Raw genomic sequence first — 18,040 nt, forward strand, 5'->3', positions numbered from 1 at the left:
GTGACGACGATCAATCTCCCTCTTGACGGCAAGATCGTTCCCTACACGCTGACCGGCACGCCGATCGCGCTCGCCAAGCGCGACGCCAAGGCCTTTCCGCGCATCGCCTTTGCCGCCGCCCATGTGGTCGCCGATCCGCTCGCCGACAACGATCCGTGGCTGACGCCGGCGATCGACTGGGAGCGGACACTTGCCTTTCGCCATCGGCTCTGGGATCTCGGCCTCGGCGTTGCCGAAGCGATGGATACGGCGCAGCGCGGCATGGGCCTCGGCTGGCCGGAAGCGCGCGACCTCATCCGCCGGGCGCTCGGTGAGGCGGCCGGTCGCAAGGACGCGCTGATCGCCTGCGGCGCCGGCACCGACCATCTGACGCCGGGACCTGATGTCACTATCGACACGATCCTCAGGGCCTATGAGGAGCAGATCGAAACGGTGGAGGCGGCCGGCGGCCGGATCATCCTGATGGCGAGCCGGGCGCTTGCCGCCGCCGCCAAAGGGCCGGACGACTATGTAAGCGTCTATGACCGCATTCTCCGCCAGGTCAAGGAACCTGTCATCATCCATTGGCTCGGCGAAATGTTCGATCCGGCGCTTCAGGGTTATTGGGGCAATGGTGATCATATCGAAGCCATGTCCACCTGCCTCGAGGTGATCGAGGCGCATGCCGACAAGGTCGATGGCATCAAGATCTCGCTGCTCTCCAAGGAGAAGGAGGTGGCGATGCGCCGCCGGCTGCCGAAAGGCGTGCGCATGTATACCGGCGACGATTTCAACTATGCCGAACTGATCGCCGGCGACGAAGAGGGCCATTCCAACGCGCTGCTCGGCATTTTCGATGCCATCGCGCCGGCTGCCTCGGCAGCCCTCGAGGCGCTCGGCCGCAAGAGCAATCTTGAATTCTTCGACCTGCTGGAGCCGACGGTGCCGCTGTCGCGCCACATCTTCAAGGCGCCCACCCGCTTCTACAAGACCGGCGTTGTCTTCCTCGCCTATCTCAACGGCCTGCAGGACCATTTCGTCATGGTCGGCGGCCAGCAGAGCACGCGCTCGCTGACGCATCTGGCCGAACTCTTCCGCCTGGCCGACAAGGCCCGGGTTCTAGCCGATCCCGAACTTGCCGCAAGCCGCATGCGCCACGTGCTCGCCGTCCACGGCGTCAACTGAGGCGCCGAGGTGATGGGAGGAGAATGACATGCAGGTCGACGGACTTTCGATCAATCTGGCGACGATCCGCGAACAATGCGGTTTTGCGCAGGCCGTTGATATCTGTCTGAAACACGGCATCACCGCGATCGCGCCCTGGCGCGACCAAGTTGCCAAGGCCGGTCTCGATGAAGCGGTGCGTATCGTCAAATCGAACGGTATCAAACTGACCGGTCTTTGCCGCGGCGGCTTCTTCCCGGCGGCAAACGATGCCGACTGGCAGAAAAACCTCGACGATAACAGGCGTGCCATCGACGAGGCGGCGGCATTTTCAGCCGATTGCCTCGTGCTCGTCGTCGGCGGCCTGCCGGGCGCGTCGAAGGACATCGTCGCAGCCCGCCAGATGGTGTTCGACGGCATCGCCGCCGTTTTGCCGCATGCACAGGCCTCGGGCGTAAAGCTCGCCATCGAGCCGCTGCATCCGATGTATGCCGCCGACCGTGCCTGCGTGAACACACTCGGTCAGGCGCTCGACATGTGCGAGCAGCTCGGAGAGGATGTCGGCGTTGCGGTCGATGTCTACCATGTTTGGTGGGATCCCGATCTTGCCAATCAGATTGCCCGCGCCGGGCGCATGAAACGCATCTTTGCCCATCACATCTGCGACTGGCTGGTGCCGACAAAGGACATGCTGCTCGACCGCGGCATGATGGGCGATGGTGTGATCGACCTCAAAGGCATAAGGCGGATGGTGGAGGCCGCCGGGTTCTTCGGCGCGCAGGAGGTGGAGATCTTTTCGGCCGAGAACTGGTGGAAACGCCCGGCCGACGAAGTGATCGCCACCTGCCTCGAGCGCTTCAGGAGTTGCTGCTAAAGCATGTCGCGCAAAAGTGTACAGCGGTTTTGCGACCATGACATGCGAAAAACCAAAGACCTAAAGCGCTGGCCAGGCCAATCTGAAAGATCCCGACGCGCTTTAGGCCTGATTTCAGTATTTGTTTCATCACGCATGCAGGAGGATCATTCGATGGAGAAACGCCGTTTTGCCCTGATCGGTACGGGAAACCGCGGCACCACCATGTGGGGCAAGGATCTGCTTGCCGGCTGGCGCGAGCATGTCGATCTGACCGCGATCGTCGAGAAGAATTCGCTGCGTGGCGAACGCGCCCGCAACATGATCGGCAGCAATGCGCCGCTCTACGAAAACATCGATTCGATGCTTGCTGAGCAGAAGCCGGACCTGGTCATCGTCTGTACGCCCGATCATACGCATGACGATATCGTCGTGCGGGCGCTGGAGTCCGGTATCGACGTCATTACCGAAAAGCCAATGACGACCTCGGTCGAGAAGATTCGCCGGATTCTGGATGCCGAAAAGCGCACTGGTCGCCGGGTCGACGTGTCCTTCAACTATCGCTATGCGCCGACGGCGGCGAAGATCAAGGAATTGCTGAATGCCGGCGAGATCGGCCGAGTCACGTCAGTCGATTTTCATTGGTATCTGAACACCAAGCACGGCGCGGATTATTTTCGCCGCTGGCATGCCTATACGGAGAATTCCGGCAGCCTGTTCGTCCACAAGGCGACGCATCATTTCGATCTGCTGAACTGGTACCTCGACAGCGATCCCGATGCCGTCACCTCCTTCGCCGACCTGCAGAATTACGGCCGCAAGGGCCCGTTCCGCGGCCCGCGCTGCAAGCTCTGTCCGCACGCGCATGAATGCGACTACTACCTCGATCTCGCGACCGATCCTTTCCTCGATTCGCTCTACGAGGATCCCTCGAAGATCGACGGCTACTTCCGAGACGGCTGCGTCTTCCGCGAGGACATCGACATTCCCGACACGATGGTGGTGTCGCTGCGTTACCGCAACAATGTCCATGTCTCCTATTCGCTGAACACCTTCCAGCCGATCGAAGGCCATCACCTTGCCTTCAACGGCACCAAAGGGCGCATCGAGCTTCGCCAATACGAGGCCCAGCCCTGGGAAGAGCCGAAGCAGGACACGATCCTCCTCATCCGCAATTTCCCTGATGGTAAGGAGGCTGTGGAGCGCATCGTCGTTCCGCATTTCACCGGCGGCCATTACGGCGGCGACGATCGGATGCGCAACATGATCTTCAAGCCCGATTCGGAAGACAGGCTCGCCCAGCGCGCCGGCACGCGGGCGGGTGCCATGTCGGTGCTCTGCGGCATTGCCGCGCTGGAGAGCTCGCGCACCGGCAAGGTGGTCAACATTGCCGATCTCATGCCTGAACTTGCCAATGACGGTTCGCCAAATTCGCTGAGGACGTCGCGCTGATACCTTCGCCTGAGCCGCTCGACGCGCCTCAGGCGATGTTTTCGAGATTTGCCTGGTGGATCTGGTAGAGCAGTGGCTGGCCGGTCACGAAGCGCTCTATCTCGTCCACCGCCATCTCGCCGAGGCGCGCCCGTTCCAGGCCGATGGCGCCGGCGATATGCGGTGTCAGAAAGACATTCGGCAGATCGTAGAAAGCAGAGCCCGCCTCCGGGATCTCCGGATCGGTGACATCGAGGACCGCGTCGATGCGGCCGGTCTTCAGCACCGAAAGCAGGGCGGCCTCATCGATGAGAATGCCACGCGCCGTGTTGATGAGCGTGGCGCCGTCCTTCATCAGCGACAGCCTTCGCGCATCGATCATATGCTGTGTCGACGGCAGCGACGGCGCATGCAGGGAAATGATGTCCGCCTGCCGCATCAATTCATCGAGATCGACCTTTTCCGTTCCGAGGCCGGCTACCTCAGCGGCATCAAGCGTCGGGTCGGCGAGCAGCAGTCTATAGTCAAAGGGTTTCAGGAGCTCGATGACGCGCCGGCCAATGCGCGACGCGCCGACGATGCCGACGGTGCGGCGGTAATTTCCGATCGCTTCGCGCTGCATCGGATGGGTCCGATTGCGATTGCGATCGGCGACGTAGAGATCGCGAAAACGGAAGACGCGCTTTCCTGCGAAAATGATCGCCGCCAGCGTGAACTCGGCCACTGGCACTGCATTGGCCTCAGCCGAATGGCTGACCGGGATACCGGCTTCGAAGATGGCGTCGTCGATGACGCCCTTTACCGTGCCCGCCGCATGGACGATGAGCTTCAGATGCGGCGCCGCGGCGGGGATTTCAGGCCCGACATAGGGGGCGCCCCAGCCGGTGATCAGGATTTCGGCTTCGGCCAGCAGACGCCTCGCGCGCTCGTCGTCGAAGCGCTGCAGCGGCTTGGAATCCAGCAGGCGACCGATGCCGCTCAGCCGGCGCAGGACCTCATCCGGCAGGACATATTCGGTGCGCGACGGTTGCATGGCAAGGACAATGGCCGGCTGGCTCATGGCATGTGTCCCGGCGCCTCAATGGCGCTGACCGTCACGCCCTTTTCCCTCACCAGGGACTCCAGCGCTGCGATGTCAGGCGCTTTCGGCGGGATCGTCCAGACAGACGAGACAGCAGCGGGATCGTCAAGCGCGAGCACCGCCGTCACCAGGATTGTTTCACCGGCCGGAATCTGCCCGCGCAGTTGCGGCACGAGGGTTTTCGCGACAATCACGTTGGTGTTGGGCATTGCCTTCTGGACGAGCCCCGAACGCTTGACCGAAGAGCCGAGATCGAGAATGCCGGTGAAATCGGCTTCGCCGATCGCATAGGCAACCCCATCCGAAGCGGACAGCGTATCCAGCTCGAAATCCCGGCGGCCGATGGCAAACCCGCCTTCGGCAATCCGCAGCGGCCGGCTTGTCCTGATCCGGTGGAGGCGGATATGCCAGGGAGCGGCGGGCACGAGCCAGGTTTCGACGTCGACATCGGCAAAAGGCGACCATTTCGCATACAGCGCGTCGCCTGCGAGCTTGGCTTCCTCGTTCGTTTCGCGCACGCGGTAGTGCAGGCCGTCATCGCTGAAGGCAAGTGCTGAATCGAAGGCGGCAAGCGCAAAGGCGCGCTCATCGGCCTCCACACTGAAGCCGTAGCGAGCGGAATAAGCGAACTTCGCATATTTTTCCGTGCCGCATCGCATCTGCAGGTTTTCCTGGCCGGAAGACAGCGCCACGACATCGCCGCCCGCCCGCATGATCACCATGCCGGGATGACGCTGGGGGACGATAACAGGCGCCTGCTCCGGCTCCTTTTCCGCAGCGGTCCAGAACGGATGATCATCGGGGATCGCCAGCGGCAGAAAGGCCTTGAAGGCCCAGTAGGGCGAGCCGGCGGAATTGTAGCTCTCCGACATCAGCAGGTTCGGATAGCCGAAGCCGATCGACAGCACGCCGTCGCGATCGGCGATCGGCTTATCCTTCCACCAGCGCAGATGTTGCAGGCAGAGATGCTTGACCTCGCCCCAGGGAAGAGCCTCGACATCGGCAAAGGCGAGCGCCGACCAGAAGCCGGCGCAGGCAAAGCGATAGGTCAGGCTGCGGCCGAAAGGGATCGTCGCCCCGTCAGCGGCAAACCAGTGGCGGAAATCCCGGGCGAAGAGGCCTGCGCGCTCGCGGTAGCGCATTGCATAATCGTCGTCGACGAGCTTCGAATAGATCAGGCCATAAAAATGCATGGCAAAGGGAATGTAGTGATCGATGCGGCGCACGTTTCCGTCGCGATACCAGCCGTCACCGATATAGAAGCCTTCGAGCTCTTGCAGATATTGCCGCGTCAGGCTGCGGTCGAAATCGGCGCCGAGACGATCGAGTGCGATATCGACGAAGATCCGGAAGAATTTCCAGTTGTTGTCGGCATAGTCGAACTGTCTGACATGCTTGAGGTAGGCGACGACATTGCCGCGGGCGCGCGCATCGAGCGGCTCCCAGATTTTTTCCGGCACCAGCGCCAGGGCAAAACCGAGAGCGGCAAGCTCGACCATGCGCTGATCGCGGCTATTGACCGTTCCCCAATATTCGGGATGGGCGGGATCGGTGCCGTTTGCGAGACCCTCGGCAAACCGATGCCAATGGGCAAAGTTCCCACCGCCGGCGCCAAACGGCGCCAGTCCCCAGAGCGGGCGGGCGAACCCTTCGAGATCGGCCGCTGCCCGGTCGAAATGGGCGCCGCCGCCATTGAGGGTGACGCGGGCATTGCCCTTCGAAAAACAGGCAAGCAGCGGATTGAAGAGAGCAAGCAGGGCGCCGCTCATATCGGCGCGGGTTTCCAGCGGATTGCCGGCAAGCGGGTTGGCGCTGGCGGGATCATAGGTCATCGCATCTCTCACGGGTTTTCGGCATTCGGATTCGGAACAGTTCCGCCCGGAACGGGAATGACCGCCTGGCAGATGTGGCGCGCCGGTGCCGTCCTGTTGCGGAAACGGGAGAGCATCAGCGACACGGCCTCGCGCCCGAGGGCGGAACGATCGACGCGCATGGTGGACAGCCGCGGATTGGTCATCAGCGCGCAGGGCAGATCGTCGAAACCGACGATCGCGAAATCCTCCGGCACGCGCAGGCCGGCCTCGGTGACAGCCTCGAGCACGCCGACGGCGATGAAATCATTCATGCAGAAGGCGGCGGTAAAACCGGCATTCTCGGCAAGTGCTTCTGCCGTGCGTTCATGTGCCTCGCGGATGGCGCTGCCTTGAAGTGTCAAGGACACCAGACGGCCCTCGGCGCCGGGGACGGCGGCGATCGCCGCCTCGAAACCGCGCACGCGCTCGCGGATCGTGTGGCGGTGGGAGCCGCTGAGATGCAGGATGCGACGATGCCCGGCTTCGGTCAGCCGACGGGTGGCCTCGTACGCACCAAAGAAATTAGCCGGCGAAACACCGTCAAACTGCATCGTTGGATCAGTGCCATTGACAAGAACGGTCGGTGTCATGCTGGCTTGCAGCCAGCCACGCAGCATCTCGTTCGGATCGATGCCGACGAGAAAGAGACCTTCAGCGCCTGCCGTCTGCATATAGTCGCGCACGGCATCCGGGGTGGTTCGATCCTCGCGGACCAGCCGGACGTCGAAGGGCATGCCGGCTTCGGCAGCGCCGGCGCGCAGGCCGTCGACGATGGCTTCATAGAAGACGCTGAGAGTGCCGGTGACGCCGTCGCTGGCAATCAAAGCCAGCCCGCCGGCAACGGCTTCGGAAGCCGGTTTGACGGGATAGCCGTGCTCGGCTGCCACCTTCAATATCTGGCGGCGGACGGTTTCGCTGATGCCAGGTTCGTTGGCGAGCACGCGCGACACCGTGGAGACGGAGACGCCGGCCAATGTAGCGATATCGGCCTGCCGCGGCCGTCTGATCTTTTGGTCGTTCATAGGGAAACATTATGCAAGTAATGCAAATTTGCAAGAAAATGGTTGCTTCTTGCAATAAAATTTTTTTTGCGTAATCTGCTTGCCGAAGTGCCCGATAACGCCATTGGAGGATGGCAGCGGGCAATTGGGACAAGGAGGATTAGCATGCAGGTCAATCGCCGTTCATTTCTGATGGGTTCAGCCGGTGCGGCCGCCGGCCTCGCTCTCGGCGCCGGAAGCGCCATTCCGGCCTTTGCCGAAGGGGCACAACTGCGCGCCATGTGGTGGGGATCCAACGATCGCGCCAAGCGCACGCTCGAGGTTGCCAAGCTCTATCAGTCGAAAACGCCTGGCGTCACTATCGTCGGTGAATCGCTTTCGGGCGACGGCTACTGGACGAAGCTGGCAACGCAGATGGCTGGCCGCTCGATCGCCGATATCTTCCAACTCGAGCCGGGAACGATCTCAGACTATTCGAAGCGCGGCGCCTGCCTGCCGCTCGATGAATTCGTCCCCTCCGTACTGGACGTTCAGTCCTTTGGCGCCGACATGCTGAAGCTGACCACCATCGACGCCAAGCTCTATGGTGTTGGCCTCGGCCTCAACTCCTTCTCGATGTTCTTCGACACCGTCGAATTCGAAAAGGCAGGCATCCCGTTGCCGACGCCCGACCTCACCTGGGATGAGTACGCCAAGCTCGCCGTCGAACTCGCCAAGTCTTCCGGCAAGGGCGGCGGCCCCTATGCGGCGCGCTACGCCTATGTGTTCGATGCCTGGCTGCGCCAGCGCGGCAAAAGCCTCTTTGCGAGGGAAAGCGTTGGGCTGGGCTTCACGGCCGACGATGCCAGGGAATGGTTCGACTACTGGGAGAAACTGCGCAAGGCGGGCGGCACCGTTGCTGCCGACGTGCAGACGCTCGATCAGAACACGATCGACACCAATTGCCTTGGTCTCGGCAAATCGGTGATCGGCATGGCCTATTCCAACCAGATGATCGGCTATCAGCTGATCATCAAGAACAAGCTCGGCATCACCATGCTGCCGCGTGAAAAGAAGGGCGGTCCATCCGGCCATTATTACCGTCCGGCACTGATCTGGAGTGTGGGCGCCACGACCAAGCAGGGCGAAGCTGCCGCGAAGTTCATCAGCTACTTTGTCAACGATCCCGAAGCCGGCAAGATTCTGGGTGTTGAACGCGGTGTGCCAATGTCGCCTACCGTGCGCGAAGCCATCCTGCCGCAACTCAACCCGACGGAGCAGGAAACGGTCAAATACGTGAACCTGCTCAAGGATCAGGTCGGCGAGTATCCGCCGCCGGTACCGATGGGAGCAACCCAATTCGACCAGCGCGTGCTGCGCCCCATTTGCGACGAACTCGCCTTCGAACGGATTTCGCCCGCCGATGCGGCGACCCGGCTCATCGAAGAGGGTAAGGCAACGATCAAGGGATGATCGGTCGCCCGACATGAGGAGAGGCCCGCAACACCCCGGCGGGCCTCTCCGTTTTTCAGGCCTCTGTTTTCCAGACTATCAGTTGCTGCCCAGGTTTTCGACCACGCGCCAATCCGGCCGGCCGAGATCGAACGGCCATGCTTGCACATCCCGGTCGTTGAAATAGACGACTTCCTGCAGATTCGGGAAGGCGCTCTGCTTCAACGTGGCAGTTTCGATCCACGGCCTGATATAGGCGTCGCCGCCTTCATAGCCGAGCTCCGCCACCCAGATCGGCTTTCCGTAGCCGGCGACGAGATCATAGCCCTGCTTCAGCGCTTCCGAGAACGTCCGGTGCTCCTTGTAGGCAAGCTCGTCGTAGCGCTGCAGGCCGAAGACAGAGAGCCCGACGAGATCGACATAATCGTCGCCGGGATAGTAGGCCTGAAGGCCAGGCTCTCCCTTCGGCGACCACATGAGCTCTGTGCCGGGCGCCTCCTTGCGAACGATGTCCATCATCCGCTTGTAGGCCGCGATATAGTCTTGCGGGCTCCAGCCGGACCAGGAAAACCGCCCTGACTTGTCCTCCATCTCCTGTCCCCAGCGGACGATCACCGGGCTTTTCAGCTCGGATATCATATGCGCGATCGAACGCATGTTGACATCGTAATCACCGCGCAGGACCTTGGCGCGAAGCTGAGCGGAGCTTAGCCGCCAGTCGACGTCCCAGGACCACGGCTCCACAGTGATCAGCAGGTTGCGGCCTCTCGCCAGCGCATAGGCATCGGCGACCCGCAAGGTTTCCAGGTCGACGTCCTCCCACGGCAGGAACAGGGCTTCGGTCGCGACATTCACCTGCGCGCCGAAATCGCCGTGCGGATCGTAGGCCCCGAACTTGATGCCGGCGGCATGAACGACGGGGCGCTTGTCGATGATCGTCTGCACGGCCGCCGCCGGATTTGGCGCAATGCCCGCATATTGCACTTCGCTTCGGCCCGGCAGTTCCGCGACACACAACAACAGCAACGCGATCGCGGTGGTCGAGAGGTTGTTTTTCATTAGCTTCTTCATGGCTTCACCCTCCTTTTCGGGCTATTTCCTGGCTCAGCAGGACCTGCTTCAGTTCACGCGCCTTCGCGCTCACCGTATCCATGGGAACGAGCTTGCGGAACTCGTCATCCGGGAGCACCGATGCATGGCGGAAGACGTACCAATTGCCGTCTGGCTGGCGCCGCTGGTAGATCGTGTTGCCGATCTTGCGGTGACCGAAACAGGTGCTGGCGCGGGCCGCACCCTCGGCATTCGTCCAGGTGGCACGCATGCAGAGCTGGCCGAGATCGTCGACCACCCATCTGCCTTCGGCGAAGGACGGCTTCCCCTTGTCATTGCTCCAGGCGACGAACCGCCGGCCATCGTCGAAGAAACGGCCGCCGCCGGTGTTCCAGGTCCAGGTCTTGTCGCCGTAGATACGATAGAGCTCATAGGCGCTGACCGGCGTTGGCGCTTTCGTTTTGGCGACCTCTGCGCCGTGTGCCGCCATTGGCAGGCACAGGCTCAAAGCGAGCGCCGCTCCGTATAATTTCGATCCGATACTCATTACATCCTCCTAATCGATACTTGCCGGTTCCGCCGGCTCAGACACCTTGTTCGTCCCGTCCCGTGCTTCCGAACCCATTCCATCTGAGGCGGAACTTCACGATCCTGGTCTTGCCGCCGCCGAGGCCCGCGCCGGCCACGGCAAATTGCGTTTCGGTGAAACTGACGAACGTCTGGCCGTGCGAAAGAGCTTCGAGGCCGCGCAGGCCGTGGCTCCCCGCCTGCGTGCCGCCGGCGACGAAAATCGCAAGCCCGGTGGCTGTCGCAAGCCACAGCCCGCGCGATTGCGGCAGCAGCGGCAGATCGTTTTCGACTGCATGGCGAACGACGATCAGCACCGTCAGCGACAGGTAGACCGAGAGGTTCATCATGGCGAAAACATAAAAACCTTGGGCGGCCGCGGCATCGGTCGCAAACATCATTGCGACGGCGGAAAGGCCGGCGAGCCCGATATAGGGCGCGATAACGCGCAGCGGCAAAAACCGCTGCTGCTGCCTTCCCTTCGGCGTGATGCGGAAATCGACGAAAGAGCCACTGATATAGTCGCGAAGCGCTGCGAGGCTGCCGGCAAGCGACCATGGCCAGCGCAGGAAGATGAAGGCAAGCCCCTCCCAGCCGAACAGTTTCGCGTCGTGCGGCCTGAAGGTTGCCGTGGCCCGCCAGAAGAAGGCAAACAGCGTCAGCACGATCGATATCGGCCCAAAATGCAGCAGGAAATCCGGATAGGTGACATTGACGAAGACCTGGCCCGTCAGCAAGGCGGCAACCGGCAGCAGGAACATCACGGCCATGAAGGCGGAGAAGAGCGGATACCACAGCTGCGAGAACACGAACTGAAATCTCAGTTGCCAGGGCAGGTCCATGATGTAGCGGCGGGAATGTTGCAGCAGGATCGTGACGAGGCTGCGCGACCACTGGAATTCCTGGACGACGAGATCAGTGAAGTTCGCTGGTCCGTCGCCATGGGCGATCGCATCGACGGCGTGCACGCCGCGCCAGCCGCCGGCATTCATCATCAGCGTCGTCGAATGGTCTTCGGCAAGTTCGGGGCCGAGGCCGCCGATCTGGCGAAGGGCTGATGTGCGGACCGCATAATGGGAACCGATGCATAGGGGCGCCCAGCCATTGTTGTAACCGATCTGCAGCGAACCGTGCAGGTTTGCCTCGGCATAGAGCCTGCCGCGCGCCGCCCAGCTTGCGCCGGCATTGGCATCGCAGATGCTGGGAGCGGAGACATAACCGATGTCGGGATCGGCAAAGGGGCGCAGGACTTCACGGAGGTAGGTCGGCGTCGGCACATGGTCGGCATCGAACTGGGCGACGAAATCATAGCGTGCATAGCCGAAATGGTCGTAGAAATAGGCGAGGTTGCCTTCCTTGCAACGCGTCCGACGCGGCCACGCGGTGCGATGATACTCCGCCACACCCTTTCGGGTGGAGATCAGCACGCCGTGCTCCGCACACCAGCGCGTGGTTTCGTCCGAAGGGTCCTCGTCGGCCAGCCAGACATCGAAATCGACGCCGATCTGGTCGAGCATCGCCTGAAGCGTAGCGCGAACGACGGCAAAGGGCTCGGACGGCGCCTTAGTGACGACCATTGCCACCCGCCCTTCCGGCAGCCCTGCCCGAGCGCTGACCGTTCTCGCATCGAGGAAGATCAGGATAAAATAGGCCGGTACCAGCGTGATCCAGGCAAGCACGAGGGTAATCAGGACGAAGGCCGCCCAGGAAATAATATGGGCGGACTGGCACCACCAGATCCAGAAATAACCGAGTGCTGCCAGCCAGCAGAGGATGCCGACGGCATAGGCGACGCGGTTCCAGCCGGTGAAAACAGGATCGAATGCATCAGCTGTAGCGGCCTTCGCCGTCCTGACTGTGACCGATTTGCAGTGCGTCGCTCATGCCCTCATCTCCAGTCCGAAGGTGGGGCCGGCGGTGCGGATAATCGTATCGATATCCGACAAGACCGGCGCGAAGCCGAGATCCGCCTTCGCCCTTGCGGTATTGGCAAAGAGGATCGGCGGATCGCCAGCGCGGCGAGCGCGATAATTCACGGGGACTTCACGGCCGCTCGCGCGATAGATCGCCTCGAGAATTTCGCGTACCGAAGTGCCCCGGCCGGAGCCGAGATTGACGCTGAGCGAGCCGCCTCCCGCCATCAGATGATTGACGGCGGCGAGATGCGCCTGGGCGAGATCGCTGACATGAACATAATCGCGAACACAGGTTCCATCCGCGGTCGCATAATCGGTGCCGAAGATATCGAGCCGCTCCAACCTGCCGGCAGCGGCAAGAAGGGCACGAGGGATGAGATGGGTCTCGGGGTGATGGCGCTCGGCAAGCTCACCATCTGGATCGGCGCCGGCCGCGTTGAAATAACGCAGCGCGGCAAAGCGGATACCGTAGGCAGCGGCAAAATCCTCAAGCGCCATCTCGAAGATCAGCTTGGTGCGCCCATAGGGATTGACCGGGTGTTGCGGGCTTTCCTCCCGAATCGGCAGCGAGGTGGGAACGCCATAGGTGGCGCAGCTGCTCGAAAAAACGATCCGCTCGATATCCTGATCGAGGCAGACCTCGAGCAGCGTCAGGCTGCCGACCACATTGTTCCGGTAGTATTTCCTGGGCATGTCGACGGATTCGCCGACATAGGCATTGGCACCACAATGGATGACGCAATCGGGCGAAAACTCTGCAAGGGTCCGGCGCAGCGTGGCAGCGTCGGCAAGCTCTGCCCGGATGAGCGGGCCCCAGCGGACGCTGTCGGCATGTCCCGTCGAGAGATTGTCGTAGGTGACGGGGATCATGCCGGCGCGCGACAACGCTTTGCAGATATGACTGCCTATGAAACCGGCGCCGCCGGTAACGAGAATGTAGCGGGGCATCTCATACGACCTCCGCCTTCTCTGTGCCGGCCAGCAGTCCGTCGAAATATTCGACGGTGCGAGCCAGGCCGGCTTCCAGCCCGATGCGGGGCTTCCAGCCAAGATCGGCCATGGCCCGGGAAATATCCGGCCGCCGCTGACGAGGGTCGTCGGTGACCGCAGGCAGGTGGACTATCCGGGAACGCGAGTTCGTCAAGTCTCGAATGATTTCCGCCAGACGCCGAACGGTCATTTCGGCTGGGTTGCCGAGGTTGATCGGACCGTTGCAGGCGCTGCCGGCAGCCGAAAAACGCAGGAAACCCTCAATGAGGTCGTCGACGTAGCAGAAAGAACGGGTCTGCTGACCATCGCCATAGATCGTCAGGTCGGCGTTGCGCAGGGCTTGAACGATAAAATTGGAAACCACCCGGCCGTCGTCCAGGCGCATGCGCGGTCCGTAGGTATTGAAAATGCGGCCGACCTTGATGTCGACACCGTAAGTCCTGTGGTAATCGAAGAACAGCGTTTCGGCGCTGCGTTTGCCTTCGTCGTAACAGCCGCGCGGCCCGATCGGGTTGACATTGCCGCAATAGGATTCGTGCTGCGGGCTCTGGGTCGGATCGCCATAGACCTCCGACGTCGATGACTGGACGACGATCGCACCGGTCTTTCGCGCGCAATCAAGGGTATTGACGGCGCCGAGCACGTTGGTGAGCAGCGTTCCCACAGGATCCCGCTGATAATCGGGCGGAGAGGCGGGGGAGGCGAAATTGAAGATGAGCGACGCGTCGATATCGAAGGGCTGCCTAACATCGTGCTCGACGATGCGGAAGCGGATGCTCGCTGCAAGGTGAGCGACATTCGCACGGCGGCCGGTCGAGAAATTGTCGAGGCATGTAACGCTGTGGCCGCGCTGCAGGAGCCTTTCGCAGAGATGTGAACCGAGGAAGCCGCCCCCGCCATTTACAAGAACGGTGCGTCGTCCTTGGAGCACCGGTATGCCTGACACTTTAGAATAGCCTTCGTTGGGAACGAAACTACGCATTACCAACTCCTTCCCAGGTATTTAGTCTTTTGTTTTATTTACGCACTGCATGCCTCTGTACCCGCTCTGGATATTCATAAAACTGAGCGTCCATACACGAATAACTTTGTAGTTATTCTTCGGACACCGAATTATTAGTAAAATATTACAACGAATGTTAGCGGGGTCAACATGAAAAGATTTAGATATCCGAAATAATTACGAAAGTATACTTGAAAGTAACAAATGATTAATCACTTCAATGTTTTACCACCAATACGCCTCTCATACGCCTCTCAAGCTTCACTCAATGCCGCTAATATACGAGGGAAGTCGGGAGATCGGCGGAGCTCAACGGCACGGCCGGTCTTGCATCCGGAAGTGCCATATGCGAGGGGTTTGGGCTATGTTGAAGAAACAAGATGCAGCGCAGCTGAAAGGCTGGTGTCTTCGTTTGGCGATGTTCGTCGGGGGAACGACGCTTATGGCGATCGGACAAACGGCTTGCACGCTCGTTGATGACGATATCGCTGTCGTCGCGAAGAAGAATATCGTCGTGGCCGAGGCTCCGCGTTTCTCGAAGGCCTACGCCTATCCGGAAAATCACGCCGAGCGCCCGGCCGGAGTAACAGCCCGCGCTGTCGCCTATCACGGCTCAGCGCCTTATATCTGCTCTCCAAGCGGCTTCGGACAGAAGTCGCGCTGCTTTGCGCGTCCTTCTATCTGAAACAATAGCATTATATCAATTGCGCCACCGGCCGGACATGTCGTCTTCTCCGGCTGGATGCTCATTGAAGAAGCGGGATGCCGCTTCCGTGCGGTTCCGCACGTTCATCTTCTTGTAGATGTTGCGGACGTGAACCTTCACGGTGTTTTCGGAAAGATGCAGCTTGTCGGCGATAATCTTGTTCTGCGTCCCCTTGCAGATGAGATCCAGGATCTGAACCTCCCGGGTGGTCAAAGCAGAGATGCTGTCGCGTCTCAGCTTGAGCGCATTGTTGCGGGCCGCATCGACCGATTTTGCCTGATAGAGCGAAGGTTCCAGCTGGGCGTTCTTGTTGTTGAGACGGTTGAGAAGTGCTGACGGAAAATGTTCGCCGCCCTTCATCAGTAAATCCACAGCGGCCATGAAGACGTCGAGCCGGAGGTTGAGCGGCAGGACACCATCGATGATCCTTGCCTCCACCAGCCGGCTGACGTAGGGCTCGAGCATGTCGATCGCTTCGACAACAAGCCCGATCGAGGTTTCAGGGTGGTTTTCGCGCGCAGCCTGCAACGCCTCATGAAGCTCGGGGCCGGGTATATGATAGAATAAAACAAGCTTAATCTCGCTGGTATCTTTTTCCAGCATTGGCTTTGTGCTCGTTATGCTTGCTACTTCACAATTCGGAAATTTCTTTGCCAGTGCTTCTACCATGCACTCCGAAAATAAATCCGCTTTTGCCACTACTAGTATAGTATCTCCAGACGTATTCAACTTCCTCCCCTGGTCAGTGTTCTCCATTCCAGAGCCTGTCATGAACATATACGCCTCCCCTAGCGTTACACTTTACTCAAACGTGGAGCGATGGCGGGTATTAGATAGTATGAAATGTCGGTCCCGGATGTCATCGCCTTATTTTTTAGACATTTCTTAATTATGTTAATACGGATTGAGAAGGAAGGAAATGGCCCAAAGTGATTAGTTTTAGCGAACGAAAAACCATATAATACAAAGCTTTGGTTGCATTTTCACTCGGTAGATACTTGAAGGCTATATTTGCTCTGACTATAGACGATCAGCTTAATGTAATATTTCAGTACAAATTGTCATACTTTCGTCATGCAGCGTGGCCGAGGCAAGCTGACAGGGTCCTTGACTGCCAAGGCCTCACTGAGCCAGCGGGCCCGATCCTACACCGATCCAGATGCGGCTTGGCGACACGCAGCTTGCCCCGCAATATCAGCGAGCTGTAGAGACTGTCCGCCGGGTCGGCGAGATCGGGCCGCATCTTATCCAGGCGCGTTACTTGGCATCGCTCTTGCAACCAGCAAACGGCTGGCGGAAGGGGCCGTCTTTGCCGCAAATCCAGGACCTGTATTCGGACGATCCGGCCGCGCTTGATTATGCCGGCGGTGCTCGATCGCCGAGCCCGCCGCTGGCAAGACGGATGTCGTGACGGCGACCATGGCTTTGCTGGAACCGGGGACGGCGCTCGGCGAGCGACGCCGATCGCGTCTGCATTGACGCGGTTTTGCCATGTGCGGAAATGCGTTCGGGGCGCGCAGTCGCCATGGACTTTGATTTCGAGCTGCGATCGTTGCTAAAACAAGCGCGAGCCTATTTTTGCAACGCCTCAGTGAGAACTCATGCAGATGAATGCAGACGGCGCCGAAAGAGAACGGCTTCTCGCCATTCTCGATTTCTGGCACAAAATCGAGTTCTTCATTCCTTACGATCTCTCCAGTCGTATTGCCTCCAATGAAGGCCGAAGCGTTTTTTGGCTGCATGCGAAAACGCTCGAGGATGACGGCGCCGCACTCAACCGCCCAGCGATACCCGAAGAGAAGCAGATCACGGGCTTCACCCTGTTCCTCGGCGTTTTCAGCAAATCCGAAATTGCCGATATCCGCAGGCACTTCGATTGCGTTGCGGCCGATATCACCGAGTATGAGGATGCCGAACGCGGCGATCTCGATGGCGATACCTGCTTTGCCAGCCTGCAGCTCTCCCCCTTTGGGCAGCCGTTGTTCGAAACATTTTCCGTTTCCACGCTTCCCTGGGCTCTGGGGCGGGTGCGGAAATCCGGCCTCTCCTCACTCAGCCACGAGGCATTTGCCGACGGCAAGAGGCAGCTTTCGGAATTGCTTCAAAACTTTCGGGCACAACGGCATCTGAGATCTTCGTCCGACGAGGATCCCGACGGTCAGCCGATCGATGCCGCCGAAATCCTGACGCTGCATGAATTGCTCTGCGATTGGGCCGGCTTTTCCTCGAAGCAAGAGAAACCCATCGCTGCTGTTGAAATACGCTACCGAGACAGGGTGGTGAAACCTGAAATCATCTCCTTGCCGCCACCGCAGGAGAGCAATGCGCTCGATGCCGGCGACGAGGAGGAGGAGAGTGCAAACGTTGAAGAAGACATGGGGATCCTGAACAGTTTCTTCATAGAGGATATCGAACGGGCGATGACGTGCGTCAAACACGGCGATATTCCCGAGCCGCTCAGGCAATATCTCACGCCGCCTGCGCAAGAGAAGCGAATCGACCTCTACTCGGAGGATGGACGCCGGGCGATCGTTCAAGCCCTGCATCCAGGAAATCTCAACCGCGGACGCTGGCTCAGCGAACCTCACCAGGCGATGAGCCTGATGCAGCAGTTCGCGATCAATTCGGCCATCGGCGACCTTTCGGAAACGGGACTGTTCTCGGTCAACGGCCCACCAGGGACGGGAAAGACGACCCTGCTTCGCGACATGTTCGCGGATAATATCGTTCGGCGCGCCCGCGTCCTGGCCTTCTTGAAGACGGCGCGCGATGCCTTCGATGGCTCGCCGCGCCGAGCCATCTTCACGGACCGGAGCACCGCCTCGATATCGGCGCTGATCCCGGCTATTTCGGGATTCGAAATGGTCGTCGCTTCGTCCAACAACGCCGCAGTGGAGAATATCTCGCGCGACCTTCCCAAACGAAGTTCGATTGGGAAGACATCTTCATTCCAATATCTGCAGACGGTCGCGCACAAGATCGCTTGCCAGAAGGACAATGGAGCTGCCGTCAAGC

14 protein-coding genes and 2 pseudogenes (1 of these 16 cut by a window edge) are annotated in these 18,040 nt (G+C 60.2%); 7 read left to right on the forward strand and 9 right to left on the reverse strand.

Going from position 1 to position 18,040, the window contains the following annotated elements; all coding sequences use genetic code 11:
* The 3 genes from ACS4RR_RS02205 to ACS4RR_RS02215 all read left to right on the forward strand — a co-directional run bounded on the left by ACS4RR_RS02205 (position 1) and on the right by ACS4RR_RS02215 (position 3,448).
* Positions 1-1,164 (forward strand): dihydrodipicolinate synthase family protein, encoded by a 1,164-nt coding sequence (locus ACS4RR_RS02205; RefSeq protein WP_222280153.1) that lies wholly within the window; start codon positions 1-3, stop codon positions 1,162-1,164.
* A gap of 28 nt (positions 1,165-1,192) precedes the next feature.
* Positions 1,193-2,017, forward strand: coding sequence for a sugar phosphate isomerase/epimerase family protein (locus tag ACS4RR_RS02210; RefSeq protein WP_456189657.1), 825 nt, complete (start codon positions 1,193-1,195; stop codon positions 2,015-2,017).
* A gap of 153 nt (positions 2,018-2,170) precedes the next feature.
* Complete coding sequence (locus ACS4RR_RS02215; RefSeq protein ID WP_456189658.1) at positions 2,171-3,448, forward strand: Gfo/Idh/MocA family protein; 1,278 nt, start codon at positions 2,171-2,173, stop codon at positions 3,446-3,448.
* Between the two features lie 28 nt (positions 3,449-3,476).
* Here ACS4RR_RS02215 and ACS4RR_RS02220 read toward each other — a convergent pair whose 3' ends face one another.
* Genes ACS4RR_RS02220 through ACS4RR_RS02230 form a run of 3 tightly spaced genes read right to left on the reverse strand, consistent with a single transcriptional unit; the run spans position 3,477 to position 7,383 of the window.
* Positions 3,477-4,487, reverse strand: a complete 1,011-nt coding sequence (locus ACS4RR_RS02220) for a hydroxyacid dehydrogenase (protein WP_260297457.1) — start codon at positions 4,485-4,487, stop codon at positions 3,477-3,479.
* Positions 4,484-6,340, reverse strand: coding sequence for a DUF2264 domain-containing protein (locus ACS4RR_RS02225; protein ID WP_456189659.1), 1,857 nt, complete (start codon positions 6,338-6,340; stop codon positions 4,484-4,486). Before ACS4RR_RS02225 ends, ACS4RR_RS02220 begins: the two co-directional genes overlap by 4 nt.
* Before the next feature lie 8 nt (positions 6,341-6,348).
* On the reverse strand, positions 6,349-7,383 hold the full coding sequence (locus tag ACS4RR_RS02230) for a LacI family DNA-binding transcriptional regulator (protein WP_456189660.1): 1,035 nt from the start codon (positions 7,381-7,383) through the stop codon (positions 6,349-6,351).
* 144 nt (positions 7,384-7,527) lie between these two features.
* On the opposite strand from ACS4RR_RS02230, the gene ACS4RR_RS02235 reads away from it, so the two are divergent.
* Positions 7,528-8,814 (forward strand): ABC transporter substrate-binding protein, encoded by a 1,287-nt coding sequence (locus ACS4RR_RS02235; protein ID WP_407766684.1) that lies wholly within the window; start codon positions 7,528-7,530, stop codon positions 8,812-8,814.
* 78 nt (positions 8,815-8,892) lie between these two features.
* Here the strand turns inward: ACS4RR_RS02235 and ACS4RR_RS02240 are convergent, their stop codons facing one another.
* From ACS4RR_RS02240 to ACS4RR_RS02260, 5 genes and pseudogenes are all read right to left on the reverse strand, one after another.
* Positions 8,893-9,864, reverse strand: a complete 972-nt coding sequence (locus tag ACS4RR_RS02240) for a glycoside hydrolase family 26 protein (RefSeq protein WP_456189661.1) — start codon at positions 9,862-9,864, stop codon at positions 8,893-8,895.
* A 4-nt stretch (positions 9,865-9,868) separates the two neighbouring features.
* A complete protein-coding gene (locus ACS4RR_RS02245) occupies positions 9,869-10,390 on the reverse strand; it encodes a DUF995 domain-containing protein (protein ID WP_222385693.1) in 522 nt (173 codons plus the stop codon).
* 37 nt (positions 10,391-10,427) lie between these two features.
* A pseudogene (locus ACS4RR_RS02250) lies at positions 10,428-12,294 on the reverse strand (glycosyltransferase family 2 protein).
* Positions 12,291-13,274 (reverse strand): UDP-glucose 4-epimerase GalE, encoded by a 984-nt coding sequence (galE, locus tag ACS4RR_RS02255; protein ID WP_456189662.1) that lies wholly within the window; start codon positions 13,272-13,274, stop codon positions 12,291-12,293. The pseudogene ACS4RR_RS02250 and the gene galE overlap by 4 nt, the downstream one beginning before the upstream one ends.
* A gap of 1 nt (position 13,275) precedes the next feature.
* The gene (locus ACS4RR_RS02260) at positions 13,276-14,298 is read right to left on the reverse strand and encodes a UDP-glucuronic acid decarboxylase family protein (RefSeq protein WP_222385694.1); all 1,023 of its coding nucleotides are present in this window, start codon (positions 14,296-14,298) and stop codon (positions 13,276-13,278) included.
* 385 nt (positions 14,299-14,683) lie between these two features.
* On the opposite strand from ACS4RR_RS02260, the gene ACS4RR_RS02265 reads away from it, so the two are divergent.
* Entirely contained in the window at positions 14,684-15,004 is a 321-nt protein-coding gene (locus tag ACS4RR_RS02265) for a hypothetical protein (RefSeq protein ID WP_260109762.1), read from the forward strand.
* Between the two features lie 15 nt (positions 15,005-15,019).
* On the opposite strand, the gene ACS4RR_RS02270 is transcribed toward ACS4RR_RS02265, so the two are convergent.
* Entirely contained in the window at positions 15,020-15,802 is a 783-nt protein-coding gene (locus ACS4RR_RS02270; protein ID WP_170279150.1) for a helix-turn-helix transcriptional regulator, read from the reverse strand.
* Between the two features lie 309 nt (positions 15,803-16,111).
* Between ACS4RR_RS02270 and ACS4RR_RS02275 the strand changes: the two are divergent.
* Both ACS4RR_RS02275 and ACS4RR_RS02280 read left to right on the forward strand, forming a co-directional pair.
* Positions 16,112-16,504, forward strand: a pseudogene (locus tag ACS4RR_RS02275) (GNAT family N-acetyltransferase); the annotation flags it as partial.
* Between the two features lie 122 nt (positions 16,505-16,626).
* Positions 16,627-18,040: the 5' portion of a DEAD/DEAH box helicase gene (locus ACS4RR_RS02280; RefSeq protein WP_456189663.1), read on the forward strand. The gene runs 1,967 nt beyond the window's last position; only the first 1,414 of its 3,381 coding nucleotides appear in the window; it begins with the start codon at positions 16,627-16,629; the stop codon falls past the right edge of the window.

This window comes from Rhizobium zaerense (assembly GCF_051810725.1).
Classification (GTDB): Bacteria; Pseudomonadota; Alphaproteobacteria; order Rhizobiales; family Rhizobiaceae; genus Rhizobium; species Rhizobium leguminosarum_I.